This window comes from Streptomyces sp. NPDC088194 (assembly GCF_040702025.1).
Classification (GTDB): domain Bacteria; phylum Actinomycetota; class Actinomycetes; order Streptomycetales; family Streptomycetaceae; genus Actinacidiphila.
The window spans coordinates 1-20,000 of the sequence record NZ_JBFBIV010000099.1 but is presented as its reverse complement, the minus strand read 5'-3'; the positions used below and the strand labels follow the sequence as shown (position 1 = coordinate 20,000).

The 20,000-nt window shown below is 73.7% G+C and carries 14 protein-coding genes; 3 read left to right on the top strand and 11 right to left on the bottom strand.

Features of this window, described 5'->3' with window-relative positions; translation table 11 throughout:
* Position 1: 1 nt before the first annotated feature.
* From AB0399_RS34325 to AB0399_RS34300, 6 genes are all read right to left on the bottom strand, one after another.
* Complete coding sequence (locus AB0399_RS34325) at positions 2-769, bottom strand: phytanoyl-CoA dioxygenase family protein (RefSeq protein ID WP_366413943.1); 768 nt, start codon at positions 767-769, stop codon at positions 2-4.
* Between the two features lie 206 nt (positions 770-975).
* On the bottom strand, positions 976-2,124 hold the full coding sequence (gene rho / locus AB0399_RS34320; protein ID WP_329371761.1) for a transcription termination factor Rho: 1,149 nt from the start codon (positions 2,122-2,124) through the stop codon (positions 976-978).
* A gap of 270 nt (positions 2,125-2,394) precedes the next feature.
* The gene (locus AB0399_RS34315) at positions 2,395-4,500 is read right to left on the bottom strand and encodes a restriction endonuclease (protein ID WP_329371763.1); all 2,106 of its coding nucleotides are present in this window, start codon (positions 4,498-4,500) and stop codon (positions 2,395-2,397) included.
* 113 nt (positions 4,501-4,613) lie between these two features.
* A complete protein-coding gene (locus tag AB0399_RS34310) occupies positions 4,614-5,933 on the bottom strand; it encodes a D-alanyl-D-alanine carboxypeptidase (protein ID WP_329371765.1) in 1,320 nt (439 codons plus the stop codon).
* Positions 5,934-6,178: 245 nt separating this feature from the next.
* A complete protein-coding gene (locus AB0399_RS34305; protein WP_366413942.1) occupies positions 6,179-7,273 on the bottom strand; it encodes an inositol-3-phosphate synthase in 1,095 nt (364 codons plus the stop codon).
* Between the two features lie 128 nt (positions 7,274-7,401).
* On the bottom strand, positions 7,402-8,403 hold the full coding sequence (locus AB0399_RS34300; protein ID WP_366413941.1) for an LLM class flavin-dependent oxidoreductase: 1,002 nt from the start codon (positions 8,401-8,403) through the stop codon (positions 7,402-7,404).
* Between the two features lie 152 nt (positions 8,404-8,555).
* On the opposite strand from AB0399_RS34300, the gene AB0399_RS34295 reads away from it, so the two are divergent.
* Positions 8,556-9,872 (top strand): transglycosylase family protein, encoded by a 1,317-nt coding sequence (locus AB0399_RS34295; RefSeq protein ID WP_366413940.1) that lies wholly within the window; start codon positions 8,556-8,558, stop codon positions 9,870-9,872.
* Here the strand turns inward: AB0399_RS34295 and AB0399_RS34290 are convergent.
* The 4 genes from AB0399_RS34290 to AB0399_RS34275 all read right to left on the bottom strand — a co-directional run bounded on the left by AB0399_RS34290 (position 9,862) and on the right by AB0399_RS34275 (position 15,350).
* On the bottom strand, positions 9,862-10,590 hold the full coding sequence (locus AB0399_RS34290; protein WP_366413939.1) for a phosphatase PAP2 family protein: 729 nt from the start codon (positions 10,588-10,590) through the stop codon (positions 9,862-9,864). The two genes, AB0399_RS34295 and AB0399_RS34290, sit on opposite strands and share 11 nt — an antisense overlap.
* Before the next feature lie 204 nt (positions 10,591-10,794).
* Entirely contained in the window at positions 10,795-11,796 is a 1,002-nt protein-coding gene (locus AB0399_RS34285; protein WP_328461333.1) for an aldo/keto reductase family protein, read from the bottom strand.
* 209 nt (positions 11,797-12,005) lie between these two features.
* A complete protein-coding gene (locus AB0399_RS34280; protein ID WP_329371775.1) occupies positions 12,006-14,465 on the bottom strand; it encodes a discoidin domain-containing protein in 2,460 nt (819 codons plus the stop codon).
* Between the two features lie 258 nt (positions 14,466-14,723).
* Positions 14,724-15,350 carry a TetR/AcrR family transcriptional regulator gene (locus AB0399_RS34275; protein WP_329371776.1) on the bottom strand — a complete coding sequence of 209 codons (627 nt, stop codon included), beginning with the start codon at positions 15,348-15,350 and terminating at the stop codon, positions 14,724-14,726.
* A 168-nt stretch (positions 15,351-15,518) separates the two neighbouring features.
* Here AB0399_RS34275 and AB0399_RS34270 point away from each other — a divergent pair, with 168 nt between their 5' ends.
* Positions 15,519-16,580 (top strand): aldo/keto reductase, encoded by a 1,062-nt coding sequence (locus tag AB0399_RS34270; protein WP_366413938.1) that lies wholly within the window; start codon positions 15,519-15,521, stop codon positions 16,578-16,580.
* Between the two features lie 75 nt (positions 16,581-16,655).
* On the opposite strand, the gene AB0399_RS34265 is transcribed toward AB0399_RS34270, so the two are convergent.
* A complete protein-coding gene (locus AB0399_RS34265; protein WP_366413937.1) occupies positions 16,656-17,318 on the bottom strand; it encodes a hypothetical protein in 663 nt (220 codons plus the stop codon).
* Positions 17,319-17,512: 194 nt separating this feature from the next.
* On the opposite strand from AB0399_RS34265, the gene AB0399_RS34260 reads away from it, so the two are divergent.
* Positions 17,513-19,723, top strand: a complete 2,211-nt coding sequence (locus tag AB0399_RS34260) for a UvrD-helicase domain-containing protein (RefSeq protein ID WP_366413936.1) — start codon at positions 17,513-17,515, stop codon at positions 19,721-19,723.
* Positions 19,724-20,000 lie beyond the last annotated feature (277 nt).

Genomic DNA, 20,000 nt, shown 5'->3' with positions numbered 1-20,000 from the left:
GCTAACCGATGTCCGGCGCCGGGCCGAGCGTCGGGGCTTCCCGCGGCGGCGCGGCCAGGCCGGCGCGGATGGCCAGCTCGACCGGGGAGTACGCCCCGTCCGGCCGCTCCAGCCGCAGCGGCTCGGCCGGATGCAGCGGCGGCTGCGCCAGGAAACGGGGCCGGCTGCCGTGGTGCGGCTGCGCCGCGTGCACCAGGAAGGGGTGGCACAGGTACACGTCCCCGGCCTGTCCCGTCGCCAGGGCGAGCGGGCGATGGGCGCTCGCCTCGTCCACCTCCTTCGCGACGGTGAAGATCGACGTGCCCTCCTCGCCGTACGGCCGCAGCACCGGCGGCACGTCCAGGTGCGAGCCGATCCGGATACGGGTGGGCGCGTCGGCCTCCGCCACGTCCGTGAACAGGAAGAGCATCAGCAGCGCGCGGCCCTCGGAGCGCGTGTTGACGCGGTACTGCCGCGCGCCCGGGGGCAGGAAGCTGGCATCGATGTGCCAGCCCGCGTCGTCGGGCTCCACCGGGTGCGGGAAGCGCAGCGGAAAGGAGCCGAGCCCGGAGCGCGGCGCCCACCGGCCCGCACCCACCAGCAGGTCGAACGCGGCATGCAGCACCGGGGTGTTGGCCGCCTCCGTGAAGGGAGCCTGCGCCATGCCACCGACCCAGTGCACCGGTTCGGTCCAGGTGGCCGGGTCGTCCGGGTCGCACCCGGTCTGCTCCCACAGCAGGGCCGCGCACTCCTGTGCGGTGCTCCTCGCGAACGCGCCTTCCACCTTCACGAAGCCGTCCCGGAGGAAGCGGTTCCGAAGAAAGTGGCCCGGAAGGAGCCGGCCCGGGAGGATTCGGCCCGTCGGTTCCCTGTCGGTCATCCGGCGATCCTGCCGGTTCCCGGCGCCGGAGGCACCCGATTTTCCGCGGTGCCCCCGGGCGCCGGGGTGCCTGAGGTCCGACGAGGCGCCGGGGGGCGTGGTGAGGCTCCGGGGCGTCAGGAGGCGCCGGGCACGGTGGCGCGGGCGTTGCGGAGGAAGTCCGCGTTCGTGGCGGTCTCGCGCAGGCGGGCGAGGAGGACCTCGGTGGCGCCGTGCGGGTCGCGGTTCACGAGCGCGCGGCGCAGGTGGTAGCGGACCGCCAACTCGTCGGCGGGGACGAGCAGTTCCTCGCGCCGGGTGCCCGAGGTGGTGATGTCGATCGCCGGGAAGACCCGGCGTTCGGCGAGGAAGCGGTCGAGGTGCAACTCCATGTTGCCGGTGCTCTTGAGCTCCTCGTAGTAGAAGTCGTCGGCGCGCGAACCGGTGTCGACCAGGGCGGTCGCGAGGATCGTCAGGGAACCGCCCTCCTCGGCCAGCCGGGCCGCGCCGAACAGCCGCTTGGGGCCGAGCAGGGCGGCGGCGTCCACGCCGCCGGAGAGCGTGCGGCCGCTGCCGGCGCCGTTGTTGTTGTGGGCGCGGCACAGCCGGGTCAGGGAGTCGAGCAGGATCACCACGTCGCGGCCCTGCTCGACCATCCGCTTCGCCCGCTCGATCGCGAGCTCGGCGACCTGGATGTGCTGCCGGGCGGGCTGGTCGAAGGTCGAGGAGATCACCTCGCCGCGGACGCTCGCCCGCATGTCGGTGACCTCCTCGGGGCGTTCGTCCACGAGCAGCACCATCAGGTGCGCCTCGGGGTGGTTGGTGGCGACCGCGGCGGCGATGCCCTGCAGCAGCACGGTCTTGCCGGCCTTGGGCGGGGCCACGATCAGGGCGCGCTGGCCCTTGCCGATCGGCGCCATCAGGTCGATGACCCGCCCGGCGGCGGCCGAGGAGCCCTTGAGCGCGGAACTCTCCAGCCGCAGGGGCTCGTTGGGGTGCAGCGGTGTGAGGTCGCCGAAGTGGGGGCGCGGGGTGGCCGGCGGCCGCCCGTTGACGGACCGCACGTCGGCGAGGGTGCCGGGCTTGCCGGCGGTGCCCTCGACCAGGTCGCCCCTGCGCAGCCCGGCCCGGCGGACCAGCGCCTGCGGCACGGCCGGGTCGTCGGGGGAGGGGAGCAGGCCGGGGCCGCGCAGCCGGGCCTGTCCGCCGCGCTCGGTGTCGAGCACGCCGGTCACCCGCTGCGGCAACTCCTGCCGGTTCAGCGGGCGTTCGAGAATGTCGGTCATGGATGTCGTCCTTTCGCGGACGGATGGATCAGACGGGCGGCGCCGTACGCCGCCGTAGGGCGTGAGGGAGTTGCGGCCCGAGCGGAGGGATGCACGCTCCGGGTACCGCGGGAAGTCGGGCGAGGACGAGGATCGGCCGTCGCCGTGTCGATCGGAGAACAGACCACGCTCGGTGGAGAACCGAGGGGAGAGAGGGACGAGGCGCCATCAGAAGGGCGCGGACCTATAAGTCCCTACGGTGACTCTAGCACACTCCGATCCGCGGTCGCGCTACTCCACCTCGATGCCGTGCTCCTGCACCAGCTCGACCAGGCCGCCGGGGCCCTGGTAGCCCTTGCCGCCGGGCACGAAGGTCCAGTCGTCGCCTGACCGCCTGCGGAAGGAGCCCAGCACCAGGGCGGTCTCGCCCGGGCGGCCGTCGGAGACGTCCAGCCGGTCCGCCTCGCTGCCCTCCGGGTCGGTCAGGCGTATCCGGGCGTCGGTGAACCCGGCCAGATCGGCGTCCGGATTGACCTCGGGGTCGATCGCGGCGACCAGCACCACCCGGTCGGCGGTGGCCGGCAGCCGGTCGAAGCTCACCCAGATCGCCGCCTTGTCGCCGCCCAGGCCCGGCATCATCCGCACGCTGCCGTCGGGGGTGCGGGGGTTGTTGTAGAAGACGAAGTGGTCGTCGCCGAGCACCCGGCCGCCCGCGCACACCAGCGCGCACACGTCCAGCGCCACCTCCCCGGCCCACCACATGCCCAGCACGCTCGCGTCCGGTTCGTCGTCAAGTCCGAGCCCCTGCCCGGCAGTCGGCGTTCCCTCGCTCGCGCGCGCGGCCGGTCCGCCGCCCAACCGCCCGCCCAGGCCGTGCTGGTGCAGCAGCTCCACCAGGTCCGTACCCGACACCAGCGTCAGCGGCTTGCCGTTGGCGAAGGCGTGCGAGGTCGGGCCGAAGCCCGAAGTGGTGATCAGCACGCCCTTGTTGGCGCCGAGCGACTGCACGGTCCCGTACAGGTCGCGTACGGCGCTGGGCGTGACGGTGTTGCGGTACCGCTTGACCTGCACCACGATCTTGCCGCCGCGGATCGGGTCCGGGTCCAGCGCGTCCACGTCCACCCCGCCGTCGCCGGACCGCACCGTGGTGACCGCGCTCATGCCCATCGCCCGGAACAGCTCCGCGACCAGCTCCTCGAACTCCAGCGGGTCCATCGTCAGCAGGTCCGGCTCCTCGCCGCCGCCGTGCGTGACCACCCCGCGGCCCGCCTCGCCCGGCTGCCGCACCGGCACCACCGCCGCCCTGCGGTCCGGCCGCGCCGACAACTGCCCGCCCAGACCGTCGACCAGGCAGTCCACCGCGTTGACCTGCACGAGGTTCACCGCGTCGAAGTCCGCCCGGGAGACCATCGCGGTGGCCAGGAACACCGGGGTACGGTGCCCGGTCGCGGGATCGGTGTCGTCCACGAAGCCGTTGAGCACCACCGAGCCGAGCAGGCCGAAGGAGTCCGCGCCGAACACCTCGCGCAGCACCAGCAGCAGGCACTGCGCGAGCAGGTCCCGGTAGGCGGCCCGCCGTTCGGTGACCGGCCGCGCCACCTCCTTGTCCCGGTCCACGCTCGGCATGTACCGCACCAGCGCCGCCTCCGGCACCACCGAGAACGCCGGCAGCTCCCAGTTCAGCACCAACTGCCGCTCGGGCGCCTCGAAAGTCGCCGACACCTGCCGCGGCAACCCCTCCGGCCACGCCCGCGACGAGTACAGCGCCCCCGTCAAGTACTCCTCCACCGCGTCCGGTTCGCCGCCGCGCAGCCGCTCCAGCGAGTCGCGCACCCCCGCGTTGTGCCGGCGTATCTCGGCCAGCCGCTGCTCCGCCCAGCGCCGGTACCGCTCCTGGTAGTCGGCGAGTTGGTGCTGCCGCTGGGTCTCCGCGGCCCGCGCCACCCCCAGGTCGTGCTCGTACCGCTCGCGCACCTGCCGGTCCTGGCGGCCCAGGCCCCACGCCGAGCGGTGCGCGGGAGCGTAGCTCTCCAGCCGCGGCATGGCCACCGGCACCGCCAGCGGGCCCGGCGCGAACGGCTCCAACTCCTCGGGGAGCACCAGCGCTTCGGGCGAGAAGACCGGCGCCGCGCAGCCCGCCCGCAGCAGCCCCGCCAACTCCTCGCTGCGGCGCTCCAGTTCCTCGGTGCGCCGGCGGGCGTCGTCCTCGCGGCGGCGCCGGTAGGCCGCCTGCTGCTCCTTCTGCGAGCGGGCCAGCGCGCGTTCCGCGGCCCGCTGCCGCCGTTCGGCCTCGCGCCGCTGCTGCTCCCGGGCCCGGTGCTGAGCCTCCGTCTGCCGCTGCTGCTGGCGCTGGATCTCGGCCCACGTGGACACCAACCCGGTCGAACGACGGCTCATGCGGCTACAGCTCCCCCTCCGGCGGCGCGCGTCAGCGCACGGGCGGCCGCCGACTCGCGCCCACCGCCCGGCTCGACCGCCCGATCACCGAGCGTACCCCTCTGCCAGGAGCTTTACCGGTTCTTCGCGGCTGCTCGGCGCCGCAGCACGACCACCGACGCGGCGGCGAGCAGCACCAGCGCGCCGCCGACCGCCCAGGCCGTCGGCGAGGCCACCGCGGAACGCGACGCCACCGGGGCGGCGTGCGCCTCCTCGGGGGCCTGCGCCGCGCCGCGCCCGGCCCGCGCGGAGTCCGGTGCGGTGCCCGCGTCGGCCGGCCGCTCGGGCGCCGCGGCGTTCAGCGTGCCCACCGACGTGGTGTGGTCCGCTGCCGAGAAGCCCCAGTCGAGCAGCTTCGTCGCCTCGGTGTAGACGGCGTTGGTCGCGCCGGACTGCGGGTTCATCACCGACACGATGATGGTGCGGCCGTTCTTGCGGGCCGCGGCGACCAGGGTGTTGCCCGCGTTGGTGGTGTAGCCGTTCTTCACGCCGACCAGGCCCGGGTAGGCGGTGACGCCCTTCTCGCCGGTCAGCAGCCGGTTGGTGTTCTCGATGCCGAAGGACGCCACGTACGAGCCGTGCGCGTCGTAGCCGCCGGGGAACTCGGAGTCCTTCGTCGAGGCGTACTGCGCGAAGTCCGGGTTGTCCAGCCCGGCCCGGGCGAACACCGCCAGGTCGTAGGCGGAGGAGACCTGCCCCGGCTCGTCGTAGCCGTCCGGGGTGACCACATGGGTGTCGTCCGCGCCCAGCATCCGCGCCTTGGCCTGCATCTCGGCGACGGTCTTCGCGACCGAGCCGTTCATGTTCGCCAGCACGTGCACGGCGTCGTTGCCGGAGGCGAGGAAGACGCCGCGCCACAGGTCGGCGACGGTGTAGGTCTGGCCGGGCTGCACCCCGACCAGGCTGCTGCCGTCGCCCAGGCCGGCCAGGTCGGAGTCCTTGACCTTGTGCTTGAGGTCGCCGGGGAAGCGCGGCAGCACCGTGTCGGCGAAGAGCGTCTTGAGGGTGGAGGCGGGCGGCAGCTGCCGGTGCGCGTCCTTCGCGGCCAGCACCTGGCCGGTGCGGGCGTCGGACACCGTCCAGGACAGCGCGGACAGGCCGGACGGCAGTTCGGGGGCGCCCGAGCGGGGCAGCACGTGCACGCCGGGCTCGGCGAGCAGCGTCCGGTCCACGGCCGTCTGGGAGGTGTCGGCGGCGGAGCCCGAGGAGCCCTGACCCCCACCGGACGCGGGCGCCACCGCCGGAGCGGCTGCCGCGGCCACCGCGGGCGCGGCGGTCAGCGCGGTCAGGCAGCACGCGGCGGCCAGCGCGGCGGCCGGCAGCGCGGCGGGCAGGGCGACGGGCAGCGTGGTGCGGCGGCGAGCGGAGTGGCGAAGAGGACGGATGTCGTTCATATGATCACCGTAAGAACGATGAGCAACCCCTGCGCGGTGGTGCAGCCCATACCGGTGAGGCCGCGGCGCCTGCGAGTGATCCGGGCGCCGCCAACCAGACGTACCGTCATATGTCGGATAGTCATACCGCGCTGATCGGCCGTCGGGTACGTCGCCCACGTGACGGCGTACCGGCCACCTGACACCGCCCGCGCGACGCGTACCGGCCGCCGCGACGGCGTACGGGCAGGTGGACCGCGGCCCGCTCAGCCCAGTTCGGCCAGCCCCCGCGCGGTCGCCGCCTCGTCCAGCGGTACCGGCGCCGCCTTCATCACCGAGGCCGCCACCGCGTCCACCACGCCGCCCACCCCGCGGTCCAGCGCGGCCTTGAGATACCGCACCGCGTCCAGGACGTTCCCCGCCGCGCTCGGCGAGTCGTCGACCTCCATCCGCAGGTCGATGTCGAGCGGGGTGCCCCCGAACGCCTCGGCTTCCACGCGGATGAAGGCCACCTTGCGGTCGCCGAGGAACGGGATGAAGTCGGCTCCCACGTGGACCTGCGGCTCGGCGCCGGCCGCCTTCCCGGCCCCGGCCCCGGCTCCGTCCCCGGCCGCGTCCGTGCCGCCGGCGAACATGCCCTGCGCCTTCGTGGCCTTCTTGTCGGCCATCCGCTCCGCGTCCTGCATGTTCCAGAAGTCCATGTTGCCGCCGCCCAGCAACTGGTAGGTGCTGCGCAGCGCCACGCCGTTGCGCCGCAGCACGTCCACCAGCGCGCGGTGGATCAGCGTCGCGCCGAACTGGCTCTTGAGGTCGTCGCCGGCCAGCGGCAGCCCGGCCGCCGCGAACCGCTCCGCCCACTGCGGGGAGCGCGCCACCACCGACGGAATGCAGTTGAGGAAGGCGCAGCCGGCCTCCAGCGCCGCCCGCGCGTACAGCTCGGACGCCGCCTGGCTGCCCACCGGCAGGAAGTTCACCAGGACGTGCGTGCCGCTCTCCTTCAGTCGCCGCACCACGTCGTCCAGGCTCGCCTCGCCCCGCACGTCGAGCCGGTCCGCGCTGCCGCGCCCCACCCCGTCGGCGAGCGGGCCCTCGGTCACCGGAACGCCCAGGTGCGGCACCGTCGCGAACGCCCGCGAGTTGTTCGGCGCCGCCCAGATCGCCTCCGACAGGTCCCGGCCGGTCTTCCCGGTGTGCACGTCGAAGGCCGCGGAGAACTCCACGTCGCCGACGGCGTACCCCGCGCACACCGGGTGGGTCAGCCCCACCGCGCCCGGCTCGGCGTCCCGGTAGAACTCCACGCCCTGCACCAGCGACGACGCGCAGTTGCCGATGCCGACGATGCCGACCCGTACGGTGCCCATCCGAGGTCCCCTCCCGTGCCCGGCGGCCGGCGGATGCGCGGACCGCGTCCGTACGATCCTACGGGCGGGGGTGTCCGGCCTGCGGGTTCGCGGGGTTCCCGGGGTTCCCGGGTACGCAGTCGCGCCGCTCAGTGCAGCAGGTCGGCCAGCAGCCGGTAGGACTCCAGCAGTTCGGCGCGGTCGTAGGTGCTGGTGGTCACCAGGAACTCGTCGGCGGCGCTGCGCGACAGCAGCGATTCGAGGGACTTCGCCACGTCCTGCGGGGTGCCGTGGATGTGCCCGGCCATCGCCTCCTCGAAGCGGTCCCGCTCCGCGCCGGCCATCGCGGTCGCGGCGATCGACGCGTACGGCGCCAGCGCCGGGAAGACGCCGTGCGTGCGGGAGTACGCCGTCGCCCACGCCTCGGGGGCCAGCAGCCGGCGCGCCTGCTCCCCGGTGGCGGCGACCGCCACGGTGCCGGAGAGCACCACGTACGGCGCGGCGGCCCACGGGGACGGGCGGAACGCCGCGTGGTAGCGGTCCACCGCCCGCAGCATCGCGTCCTCGCCGCGTATCCCGCCGATCACCAGCGGCAGGCCGTGCGCGGCGGCGAGGTCGGCGCCGCTGCCGGTGGCGAGCAGGAACGGCGCCGGGCGCAGCCCTTCGGCGGGCCAGGCGTGCACTTGCGGATACGCGCGCTGGGTGCCGTCGAACCAGCCGAGCAGCTCGCCGATCTGCTCGTCGAAGCCCTCGGCGGCCTCCTTGCCGTGGCCGAGCGCCTTGCGTACGCCGCCGGTGAAACCGACCGAGCGGCCCAGGCCCATGTCGATCCGACCGGGGAAGAGCGACTCCAGCACGCCGAACTGCTCGGCGACCACCAGCGGCCGGTGGTTGGGCAGCATCACCCCGCCGGTGCCGACCCTGATCCGCGAGGTCGCCGAGGCCACGGCGGCCGCGAGCACGGTGGGCGCGGAACCGGCCACCCCCGGCACGCTGTGGTGCTCCGAGACCCAGAACCGGTGGTAACCCAGCGCCTCCGCCTGCCGCGCGAAGCCGACGGTCTCGCGCAGCGCCCGCGGCGGGTCCTCGCCCTCGCGGGTACGGGACCGGTCCAGGACGGAGAACGGCGTGTCGCGCAGCAAAGAAGTCACTTGGCGTACAACGCCCCGGATGCGCCGGCTAGTCCCACCTGTGCTGTTGCGGGCACTCTTGTGGGCGCGCCGGGGCGGGCCTATCTTTGGCCCGCCTCTCTGGCCCGCCCGGAGCAGCCCGGGCGCTGAAGCGTAGGGAAAGGACGCGCGTCATGGCCTTACGCGGACGCCACCGCCGCTATCGTCCCAGCCGGGTCTCCCAGGCGTCGCTGACCGTCACCGCGGGCGGTGCCGGGCTCGCGCTGCCGCTGGTCGGGATGAGCAGCGCGCACGCCGCCACCGCCGGGGTGTGGGACAAGGTCGCCAAGTGCGAGTCCTCCGGCAACTGGACGATCAACACCGGCAACGGGTACTACGGCGGGCTCCAGTTCACCGCGAGCACCTGGCGGGCGTACGGCGGGACCGCGTACGCCGCGCGCGCCGACCTCGCCTCCAAGAGCGAGCAGATCGCGGTCGCCGAGAAGGTGCTCGGCAGCCAGGGCCCGCGCGCGTGGCCGGTCTGCTCGGTACGGGCCGGGCTGACCCGGGAGCCCGCGACGGCCTCGCACACCGTGCAGGTGTCGACCGGTACGAAGAAGGCCGGCGCGGAGCCGAAGAGGAAGTCCACGGAGCACACCTCCCCGACCGCGCACCCGGCGCACCCGGCCGCCGCGAAGCCGTCCGGCGCGAAGGCCGATACGAAGAAGGCGGACGCGAAGAAAGCCGACGCGAAGAAGCCGGGCGCGAAGAAGCCGGGCGGGAAGAAGTCCGACGCCGGGGACCGCTACACCGTCGTGCACGGCGACACGCTCTCCGGCATCGCGGCGGACCACCAGGTCAAGGGCGGTTGGCCGGAGCTGTACGCCGACAACCACGCGGTGGTCGGCGACGACCCCGACCTGATCCTGCCCGGCCAGCGGCTGACCTTGGCGGCGCCCGCCAAGGCGGCGCCGAAGACGACGCACGCGCCCGCCGCCGAGCCCACCGCGAAACCGGCGGCGAAGCCCGCGGCCAGACCCGCTGCCAAGCCCGCCGCCAAACCCGCGCCGAAGAAGACGCACGCCGAGCCCGCGGCCAAGAAGTCCTCCGGGTGGACCGTGCCGGTGCACGCGTCCATCGGCACCGGTTACCACGTGGGCGGCGGCAGTTGGGCCAGCGGCTACCACACGGGCGTCGACTTCCTCGTCGGCACCGGCACCGCGGTGCACTCGGTCGCCGCGGGCACCGTGGTCACCGCCGGCTGGGGCGGGTCGTACGGCTACCAGGTCGTGATCAGGCACGCCGACGGCGAGTACAGCCAGTACGGCCATCTGTCGCAGATCTCGGTGAAGGTCGGCCAGCACGTCAACGAGGGGCAGCGGATCGCCCGTTCGGGCGCGACCGGCAACGCGACGGGGCCGCACCTGCACTTCGAGATGCGCACCGGCCCGGACTACGGCGACGACGTCGACCCGCTCAGGTTCCTGCGGTCGCACGGCGTCAAGGTCTGACCTCTCCGCTGCCGCTGCCGCTGCCGTCCTCGCTGTCGTGCGCGCGGGCGTACACGCTCAGCGGCGGCAGCGCCAGCAGCAGGCACCAGCCCGCGTACAGCCAGCCGCCGAGCACGTCCGTCGGCCAGTGCACGCCCAGGTAGACCCGGGAGCAGCCCACCGCGACCGCTGCCGCCACGCACAGGGCGGCGGCGACGCGGCCCGGCGGCCCCGGGCGGGCCCGCAGCGCGCCCCACGCCAGCAGTCCGGCGGCCATCGCGCTCGACGAGGTGTGCCCGGAGGGGAAGGAGTGCCCCGACGCGGCCACCGCCCAGTCGGCGACCGGGGGCCGGGCGCGGTCCGCGGCCACCATCACCGCGCCACGCACGGCCTGTTCGGCGAGCAGCGCCACCACCGCGAGCAGCGCCACCGGCACCCCGGCGCGAGCCCGGGCCATCCGCCCCCGGCTGCCGCCCAGCCAGCCGCCGAGCGCCGCCGCCACGAATGGGTACGGGCCGGTGCCCGCGTGCGTCACCCCGCGCGCGGCCGTCAGCCAGCCGTGCGGGCGGTGCCGTACGGACCAGTCGATCGGGCCGGTGTCCAGGGGATACGGCGTGCCGTGCCGGGTCAGCACCACCCCGGCCAGCACCGCGAACGCCGCCGCCAGAGCGGCGGCCCAGCCCAGGCCGCGCCGGGTGTACGGCGACCGGCGGGGCCGGCCGGACGGCGTGCGAGGCATCGGGCGGCCCGCCTTCCCCGGACCCCGGCGGTGCGCGGGGCCCGCCCGGCCGGCCGAGCGCGGCCGGCCGGAACAGACGTCTACAGAACTGTAGTCACCCTACGCGCGGGACCGGCCCGCCCCGCACCGCCACGCGAGGCGAACCGCCCGGCGGCGGCCGGAGCCGGGCCCCGGCGCGAGGTGTACCGCGCGCCGCGCTCCGCCTCAGCGGCGCTCGGGCACGTTCTCGTGGACCCGCTTCGGGTCGGTGATCGCGACCGGGGCGAGCACCTCCTCGATCTTCGCCATCAGCTCGGCGTCGAGCTTCACGCCCGCGGCCTTCGCGTTCTCCGCGACCTGCTCGGGGCGGGAGGCGCCGACGATCGCCGCGGAGACGTTCGGGTTCTGGAGCACCCAGGCGACGGCGAGCTGGGCCAGCGACAGGCCCGCCTCGGCGGCCAGCGGCTGGAGCTGCTGCACCCGCTCCAGCAGGTCGTCGTGCATCCAGCGGCTGATCATGTCCGAGCCGCCCTTGCCGTCGGTGGCCCGGGAACCGGCCGGCGGCTGCTGCCCCGGCTTGTACTTCCCGGTCAGCACGCCCTGCGCGATCGGCGAGAACACCACCTGGCCCAGGCCCAGTTCCTCACAGGTGGGCACGACCTCGCCCTCGATGATCCGCCACAGCGCCGAGTACTGCGGCTGGTTGGACACCAGCGGGATGCGCAGCTCGCGGGCGAGCGCGTGGCCGCGCCTGATCTGGTCCGAGGTCCACTCCGAGACGCCGATGTAGTGCGCCTTGCCGGAGTGCACGACGTCCGCGAACGCCTCCATCGTCTCCTCCAGCGGGGTGGAGACGTCGAAGCGGTGCGCCTGGTAGACGTCGACGTGGTCGGTCTGCAGCCGGCGCAGCGAGTTCTCGATGGACTCCGCGATGTGCTTGCGGGACAGGCCCCGGTCGTTGTGCCCCGGGCCGGTGGGCCAGAAGACCTTGGTGAGGATCTCCAGGCCCTCGCGCCGCTCGCCCTTCAGCGCGCGGCCGAGCACGGACTCGGCGCGGGTCTGCGCGTAGACGTCGGCGGTGTCGAAGGTGGTGATGCCCGCGTCGAGCGCGGCGCGCACGCACGCGGTGGCGGCGTCCTCCTCCACCTGGGAGCCGTGGGTGAGCCAGTTTCCGTAGGCGATCTCGCTGATGAACAGGCCGCTGCGGCCGAGGTGACGATATTCCATGGAACGCGACTCTATGCGCTGCCGAAAGCGCGGGCGGAGCTGGGCCCTGCCGCCGCCGCGCCGCGGTGACCTGCGGCTGGTACGCGCGGCGATCCCGGCGTCCTGCGGTCTCACGGTCCTGCGGGCCGGCCGTCGTGCCGTGCTGCGGTCCGGGTGCGGGGCACCCCTCCGGTGAGGGGTGCCCCGATCCGGTCGGAGGCGTACGCCTGTCAGGAGGCGTACGCCTCCAGCTCGGAGAGCTGGCCCGCGGGCCAGCCGGTGTTGGCCGTGAAGGTGAGCCGGAGGTAGCGGGTGGAGGTCGGGCTCAAGGACACCGTAGCGGTGTTCCCGCTGGAAGGGTTGAAGGTGTACCCGGCGGAGGACTTGAGCGTGCTGAAGGTGGAGCCGTTCGTGGAGCCGAGGACGGAGAGGGTTTCGGTGCGGGTGGCCCACGCGGCGGCCGGCGGCAGCTTCAGCACCAGGCGCCCGACGGTCTGGGCGGAGCCGAGGTCGACGGTCAGCGACTGCGGGAAGGCGTTGTTCGTGCTCTCCCAGTACGAGTTGGCGTCGCCGTCCACCGCGTTGGCGGCCGTGTAGACGTCGGAGTGGCCGGTGTCGGTGGCCGGGTGGCCCTTGGCGAGGTTGCCGCCGGCCGGGGGAGTGGTCGGCGGGGTGGTCGGGGGCGTCGTGGGAGGCGTGGTCGGCGGGGTGGTGCCGCCGCTGTCGCCCCCGCTGCCGCCGCCGGTGGGCACGCCGCCGTTGGTCCACACCGGCGCGGGCCAGCCGTTGCACTGCTGACCGCCGTTGTTCCAGCCGGAGTTGCCGCCGCTGTCGTTGAGGACCAGGGCGGTGCCCTCGCAGTTGTAGATCGGCTTGTCCGCCTGCGCGATGTTCTTCGCGGTCACGTTGGTGAAGGTCATGTTCGCCGGGGCCTGGCCCTGGATGGCGAAGGTGCCGGCGCCGTCGATGTTGACGTTCTTGAAGTGGACGCCAGTGACGCCGCCGCCCTCGATCGACTGGATCGCCTCGTAGGAGCTGTCGAGGATGTCGGTGTTGGTGATCTCGATGTCCGCGTCGACGGTGCCCTGGAGGCCGTCGAACCAGATCGCGCCCACCCCGAACTGCCAGTTGTAGTCGCTGTTCCCGGCTCTGATCAGGGTGTTGGAGTCCGCGGTGATGGTGCCGGAGACGCCGTTGGCCGAGCCGCCGTTGACGCCCGGGTAGCGGTTGGCGATGTGCAGGCCGCCGCCGTTGGTGACGGTGTCGGCCATCACGTTGTCCGAGATCGTGAAGTCCTTGCCGCCGTAGGTGACGATGTTGTTCGCCAGCACCGGCAGCACCACCGTGTTGTGGGTGAAGCTGTCGTCCGCGTTGGGCGCCTTCTCCGGCCAGGACGCGAGGCCGTCGTCGCCGGTGTCCCGGACGAAGGTGTTGGTGACGGTCGAATCGGTCACGCCGGAGTGGAAGTTGACGCCGTCGGCCGAGGTGTCCAGGATGCGGCTGTTCTCGATGGTGAGATGGTCCATCGGACCGTCCATCCAGGCGCCGACCTTGACGTGCTGTATCCACAGGTCGTCGATGGTCGAGTTCGACAGGGCGCCGCCGATGCCGTTGACCTGGTCGTCGTCGACCCGCTCGGTGATGTCGCCGATGATGGCGAAGTCCTTCAGGGTGACGTTCTTGCTCGGGCCGCCGGCCTCCTTCGGCCGGATCTCCCCGGTGTAGCCGCCGCCGGCGACGTACTTGCCGTAGAAGCCCGCGGCGCGGTTGCGGTTCACCGGGTCGCGGCCGCCGAAGACGGTGTACCAGGGACCGGCGCCCTCGACCGTCACGCCGTCCACGATGACGTGGTCGTAGAGCGTGTAGTTGCCCTGCGGGATGTACACCGGCTTGCCCTGCGCCTGGCCGGCGTCGACCGCCGCCTGGATCTTCGCGGTGGAGTCGGTGGCGCCGGTGGGGTCGGCGCCGTAGTCGGTGACGGCGTTGATCGAGCCGGAGGGCTGGGCGATCGGCGCGGCCACCTGCTCGAAGTCGGCGAGGTCGATGGTGAACGACGGCGACTGCGCGGTCGAGGTGACCTGCACCCGGATCTTCGTGCCGGCCTGGTAGGTGGTGCCGAACATGGTCCGGGACTCGTCGTAGAAGTGGTGCGCGTTGCCGCCGCCCGGGTCGTTGCTGAACGGGTAGCCGCCGTAGTACCAGCTGTAACGGGAGGTCACCGGCAGGGTCTTGACGGACTGGCCGTTCGCCTGCACGTCGAGGGAGGCGTCCCGGCCCTTGCCGTCGGCGGAGTCCGGGATGCTGTAGCGCAGCGACATCGCGTTGGCGGGCTTGGTGAGGGTGAACTCGACGTACTGGCCCACCGCGTCGAGGGTCACGGCCTGCCGGCCGGACGCCTCCGAGGGCAGGTGGGTGTAGAGCCGGTCCGGGCCGATCAGGGCGCCGTTGGTGTTGGCGTACTCCGCCTCGTACTCCGTGAACGGCACGTTCGCGCCGCGGCCGGAGATGCCGACGGGCGAGGGGGCCGGTACGCCGCCGGCGGCGTGCGCGGACGGGGCGCTCGCCAAGGTCACCGCGGTGAGCGCGGCCGCGGCGGCGACCGCGAAGGAGAGCACGGCGGCGGTGCCGCGCCGTCTGAACCGGTGCTGCCGTGGGGGGTTCTGGTCGTGGCTGCGCGTTTGTTGCGACACAGGCAGGTCCTTGCGGGTCGGGGGTGAGGGGAAGTGGGACACCCGGCCGGGCGTGGAGAGACTACGAGTGCCGCCGCAGTAAGTAAATGAGTTCGTGCAAGATTGCGATTTCTTCTCGCAATAACCCGGACATCTGGGCGTCATGTCGGGTATCGGGGCGCGAGAAACCGCGACGGCCACCGGTGGACCCGGGTGCTGCCGCGTGCTGCCCCGCGTCGCGGCGCGGGGGTGGTCAGGGGACGGTCAGGGGACGACGGTTCAGCGCGGCTCGGCGCTCCGCACGAAGACGCCCGCGCGGGTGGCGGCCATGGCGGCCGCGGCGGCCCGGTCCGCGGCGGCTTCGTCGAGCCGCTCGCCGCCGGTGAGCAGGCGGTAGTAGAGGGGGGCGGACACCGCGCGGATCACCTCGTGGGTGTCGGTGCCCTCGGGCGCCTCGCCGCGGTCGATGCCCTGCTGGACGCAGGGCGCCCACTCGCCGACGCGGGTGAGGTAGAAGCGCCGCAGCGCCTCGGCGGTCTTCGGCTCGCAGGTGGCGGCCGCGATCACCGCACGGAACAGCGCGCCCTGCCGCGGGTCGGCCAGCGTGCGCTGGACGAGCCGGGCGTTGGCCGTCAGGTCGCCGAGCAGCGAGCCGGTCTCGGTGCGCGGCAGCGAACGCTCGGCCATGTCCGTGAGCAGGTCGGCCACCAGGCCGGTCACCGTGCCCCAGCGGCGGTAGACGGTGGTCCGGCCCACCTCGGCGCGGCGCGCGACATCGGCCAGGTCCAGCTGGGCGAAGCCCTGTTCGGCCAGGGCGTCGCCGGCCGCGTCGAGCACGGCGGCGCGCACGCGTGCCGTCCGCCCGCCCGGTCGGACGCTTCCCGGGTCTGGTCGTTCCACGGTCATAACGGGACTCCGATTCCATTAACGGCTGCGCCAGTGCTATCGTCGGAGCCAGCTTAACGGAACTGGAGAACCGTTAGTCGCTGGGCGGCGCGTGTCCGCGGTGCTGTGCGTGCCGCGTGCGGCGCGCGCCGCCGCCCGGTGGACGAGCGAACGATCGAAGGAGCAGTCATGGAATACAGGCGGTTGGGTTCGTCCGGCCTCAAGGTGCCCGCGCTGAGCTTCGGCGCCGGCACGTTCGGCGGGCAGGGCCCGCTCTTCGGCGCCTGGGGCAGCACCGACGCCCGCGAGGCGCGCCGTCTGGTGGACATCTGCCTGGACGCCGGGATCACGATGTTCGACACGGCCGACGTCTACTCCGGCGGCGCGTCCGAGGAGGTGCTGGGCGAGGCGATCAAGGGCCGCCGGGACCAGGTGATCGTGTCCACCAAGACCAGCCTGCCCACGGGCGACGGGCCGGGCGACGCGGGCTCCTCCCGGTCGCGGCTGCTCGCCGCGTGCGAGGCCGCGCTGCGCAGGCTCGGCACCGACCACATCGACCTCTTCCAACTGCACGCCTACGACGCCGGCACGCCGATCGAGGAGGTCCTGGCCACGCTCGACGACCTCGTGCGGGCGGGCAAGGTCCGCTACGTCGGAGTCTCCAACTTCTCCGGCTGGCAGGTGATGAAGTCCCTCGCCGTCGCGGAGAAGTACGGCCGGCCGCGCTATGTCGCGCACCAGGTCTACTACTCCCTCGTCGGGCGCGACTACGAGTGGGAGCTGATGCCGCTCGGGCTCGACCAGGGGATCGGGGCGGTGGTCTGGAGCCCGCTCGGCTGGGGCCGGCTGACCGGCAAGATCCGCCGCGGCCGGCCGCTGCCCGCCGGCAGCCGGCTGCACCAGACCGCCGACTTCGGCCCGCCGGTCGAGGACGAACTCCTCTACCGCGTGGTCGACGTCCTCGACGAGATCGCCGAGGAGACCGGCAAGGCCATCCCGCAGATCGCTCTCAACTGGCTGCTCCGGCGGCCGACCGTCTCCTCCGTCATCATCGGCGCCCGCAACGAGGAGCAGCTCCGGCAGAACCTCGGCGCGGTCGGCTGGGCGCTCACCCCGGACCAGACGGCGAGGCTCGACGCGGCGAGCGGGCGGACGGCGCCGTATCCCTACTTCCCGTACCAGCGGCAGGAGGGGTTCACCCGCCTCAACCCGCCGGTGGCCGGGCTCGCGGCGGCGCCGCCCGCGGTCTGAAGCGCGTCGGGCGACCGGGACGGCCGGGGGTGGTCCGGGTGGCGGGAGGGAGGCGGGGGCGGCGGGGGCGCGCGGTCAGGTGTGGCGGGGGGAGACGAGCAGGAAGGGCGCGCCGCCGCGGGCGTGGTGCTCGGTCGCCTGCCAGCCGAGCGGGCCGAGCAGCGCGGCGACGCGGGCGAGCGAGGCCGGCCCCGAACCGGCATCGGACCAGGTCACCTCGACCAGGCCCGGGTGATCGGACGGCCCCACCCGGTAGCCCGACGGCCGCTCGGCGCGGTGCGGCGGCACCCCCGCCGCCTCCAGGGCCAGCGCCACCGCGTGCACCGGCCGCTCCCGCTCCCAGCCCGCCGGCACCTCCACCGCGCCGTCACCCAGCACCGCGCGGATCTGGAGCAGCCCCTCCCACGCGGCGGCCACCTCGCCGGGCCGGGCCGCGGTCGTACGCACCGTCCCGGACCCGTCGTCGGCGACGAACTGCCCGCGCTCCGGCTCGGTGCGCCCACCCTGCGCCGGTTCCCCGGCCGCCTCCCGCGCGACCCGGGCGTCGCGCTCGGCCAGTTCGGCCCGTACCCGCCGGCCCTCCGGCGTCAGGTAGTGCTGCCCGGCCCGCCCGTGCCGCACCGCCAACCCGGCCGCCACCAGTCCCGTGCACACCACGGCTCCGGCGGCCACCCGACCCGTCGACGGGTCGGACCCCGTGACCGCCCTGCGCTGCGCCGCCGTCAACCCCTTGCTCACGCCCCCGACCGTATCCCGCGGCACCGACACGGGAGGGACGGGCGCGGAAATCCCCGCACCGCAATTGCGGAACGGGGATTTGCTCGCGTATATTGAGGGTTTCTGTGCGCGCATGAGAAAAGCCCCACACCGGGGGCTGATAGGCACAGCTTAGCCAGTAGGGAGCAGCTTTGTCAACTCGCGAAAGTGTCGAATTGGAGCGGGAACAGGAATTCCTCGACCGGCTCTACGGCCGTGTCGACACGCTGCGCGAGTCCGCCGCGGAGCGGGTCGAGGACGCGTTGGCCCCGGTGGGAAGCGGGCGGCAGGCCCGGGTCGAGCGCGAGGTGCTGGTCGCCGAGCGGTCCGGGCTGCTGGCCGCGCTGAATGCGGTGGACGGTTCGCTCTGCTTCGGCCGTATTGATCTCCGCGACGGCGCCACGCACCATATCGGCCGGCTCGGAATTCGCGCGGACGACGCGGAGCGCACACCCGTTCTGATCGACTGGCGGGCGCCGGTCGCCCGACCGTTCTATCTCGCCACCGGCCATACGCCCATGGGTCTGCGCCGGCGCAGGCATATCAGCACCGAGGGCCGCACGGTGACCGAGCTGCACGACGAGATCCTCGATCTCGACGACCGCGAACGCAGCGGCTTCGAGGACCCGAGCGGTGACACCGTGCTGCTCGCCGCGCTCAGCTCCGCCCGCACCGGCCGGATGGGCGACATCGTGCAAACCATCCAGGCGGAACAGGACCGCGTCATCCGCGCTCCGCACCGCGGGGTCCTGGTCGTCGAGGGCGGCCCCGGCACCGGCAAGACGGCGGTCGCGCTGCACCGTGCGGCCTACCTGCTGTACGAGCACCGGGAGCTGCTGGCCAAGCGCGCGGTCCTGGTGGTGGGGCCCAATCCGGCGTTCCTGCGCTACATCGGCGAGGTGCTGCCGGCCCTCGGCGAGACCGGGGTCATGCTCGCCACGCAGGCGGAGCTCTACCCCGGTGTGGACGCCCGCGGCACCGACACCCCCCGCGCGGCGGCCGTCAAGGGCGGTGCGGGGATGGCCGAGGCGCTCGCCCTCGCCGTACGCGACCGGCAGCAGATGCCCGAGCCCGGAGCACCCATGGTCATCCGGCACGACGACGGCGACCTCGTACTGGACTGGGAGATCGCCTACGAAGCCCGCCAGGCGGCCCGCGAGACCCGCCTGCCGCACAACCTCGCCCGCCCGTACTTCGCGTTCCACGTCATCGACGCCCTCACCGCGCAACTCGCCGAGCGCATCGGCACGGACCCGTACGGCGGCCCCAACTTCCTCGGCCCTGCCGACATCGCCCAGCTCGGCAAGGGTGTCGCCGCGAGCGAGGAGGTGCAGGCCGCCGTGGCGGAGCTGTGGCCGGCGCTCACCCCCGAGGCGTTCCTCGCCGGCTACCTGGCCGAGCCGGTGTACCTGGCGGACGAGGACGCCGACGCCGTCCGCCGCGCTCCCGGCGACCGGGAGTGGACCCCGGCCGACGTGCCGCTCCTGGACGAGGCGGCCGAACTGCTCGGGACCGACGACAGTGCCGAGCGGGCCGCGGCGGAGGCCGAGCGCCGGCGGCGGGTCGACTACGCGCAGGGTGTGCTGGAGCTGTCCCGGGCGTCGGAGACCTACGAGTTCGAGGACGGCGAGTCCGAGGTGCTGGCCGCCCACGACATCATCGACGCCGATCGGATGGCCGCGCGGCAGGAGGCGGCCGACCACAGGAGCGCGGCCGAGCGGGCCGCCGCCGACCGGACCTGGGCCTTCGGGCACATCATCGTCGACGAGGCGCAGGAACTCTCCCCGATGGCGTGGCGGTTGCTGATGCGCCGGTCGCCGACCCGCTCGCTGACCCTGGTCGGCGATCCGGTGCAGACCTCGGAGGAGGCGGGTGTCGGATCGTGGCAGAAGATCCTGGAGCCGTATGTCGGTGACCGGTTCACGCATGTGCGGCTGGGGGTCAACTACCGCACGCCCGCGGAGATCATGGAGCTGGCCGCGCGGGTGGTACGGGCCCAGGACCCGTCGTTCGAGCCGCCCGGGTCGGTGCGGTCCACCGGGGAGCGGCCGTGGACGCGGGAGTCAGGTGCGGATCTGGCGGGCGCGGTGGCGCGGGCCGTCGCCGAGTACACGCCCGAGGAGGGGCGGCTCGCGGTGATCGCCCCGCGTGCGCTGCACGAGGAGATCGCGGCCCGGCTCGACGGGGTCGAGGCAGGCGGGGAACCCGACCTCGCCCGGTCCGTGGTGCTGCTCGGCCCGCGCGAGGCGAAGGGGCTCGAGTTCGACCACGTCCTGGTCGTGGAGCCCGGACGGTTCGGGACCAGTGACCTCTACGTCGCGCTGACCCGTGCGACGCAGCGGCTGGGCATCGTGCACCGGGAGGCACTTCCCGAGTCGCTGCGCTGATCGCTGGGCTGATCGCCGAGCCGCTCGGTGAGCCGATCGGTGAGCCGACGACCGCGTGCGGACGGCCGCGCTGATCCGGGCGTGCGGGTGGCGGGCGCGGGTGGCGGGCGGGCGCGGCGACCGGCGGGTTTCCTGGGAATCTCCGGTGAGCGGACCGGCGGTCACGGAGCCCGGCGCCGTCCCGCCTAGGCCGTGTTTTGGAAGTCCCGCCTGGCCCGTGGCGCCTGGCACGCACGCTCGCTTCGTTGTCGGGCTTGTCCGAGTAGGCCCACTACGA

Bases quoted from the DNA above. Each gene is read 5' to 3' on its own strand.
- AB0399_RS34315 (WP_329371763.1), bottom strand. From the start codon at position 4,500: ATGAGCCGTCGTTCGACCGGGTTGGTGTCCACGTGGGCCGAGATCCAG.
- AB0399_RS34275 (WP_329371776.1), bottom strand. From the start codon at position 15,350: ATGACCGTGGAACGACCAGACCCGGGAAGCGTCCGACCGGGCGGGCGG.
- AB0399_RS34310 (WP_329371765.1), bottom strand. From the start codon at position 5,933: ATGAACGACATCCGTCCTCTTCGCCACTCCGCTCGCCGCCGCACCACG.
- rho (WP_329371761.1), bottom strand. From the start codon at position 2,124: ATGACCGACATTCTCGAACGCCCGCTGAACCGGCAGGAGTTGCCGCAG.
- AB0399_RS34305 (WP_366413942.1), bottom strand. From the start codon at position 7,273: ATGGGCACCGTACGGGTCGGCATCGTCGGCATCGGCAACTGCGCGTCG.
- AB0399_RS34295 (WP_366413940.1), top strand. From the start codon at position 8,556: ATGGCCTTACGCGGACGCCACCGCCGCTATCGTCCCAGCCGGGTCTCC.
- AB0399_RS34270 (WP_366413938.1), top strand. From the start codon at position 15,519: ATGGAATACAGGCGGTTGGGTTCGTCCGGCCTCAAGGTGCCCGCGCTG.
- AB0399_RS34290 (WP_366413939.1), bottom strand. From the start codon at position 10,590: ATGCCTCGCACGCCGTCCGGCCGGCCCCGCCGGTCGCCGTACACCCGG.
- AB0399_RS34285 (WP_328461333.1), bottom strand. From the start codon at position 11,796: ATGGAATATCGTCACCTCGGCCGCAGCGGCCTGTTCATCAGCGAGATC.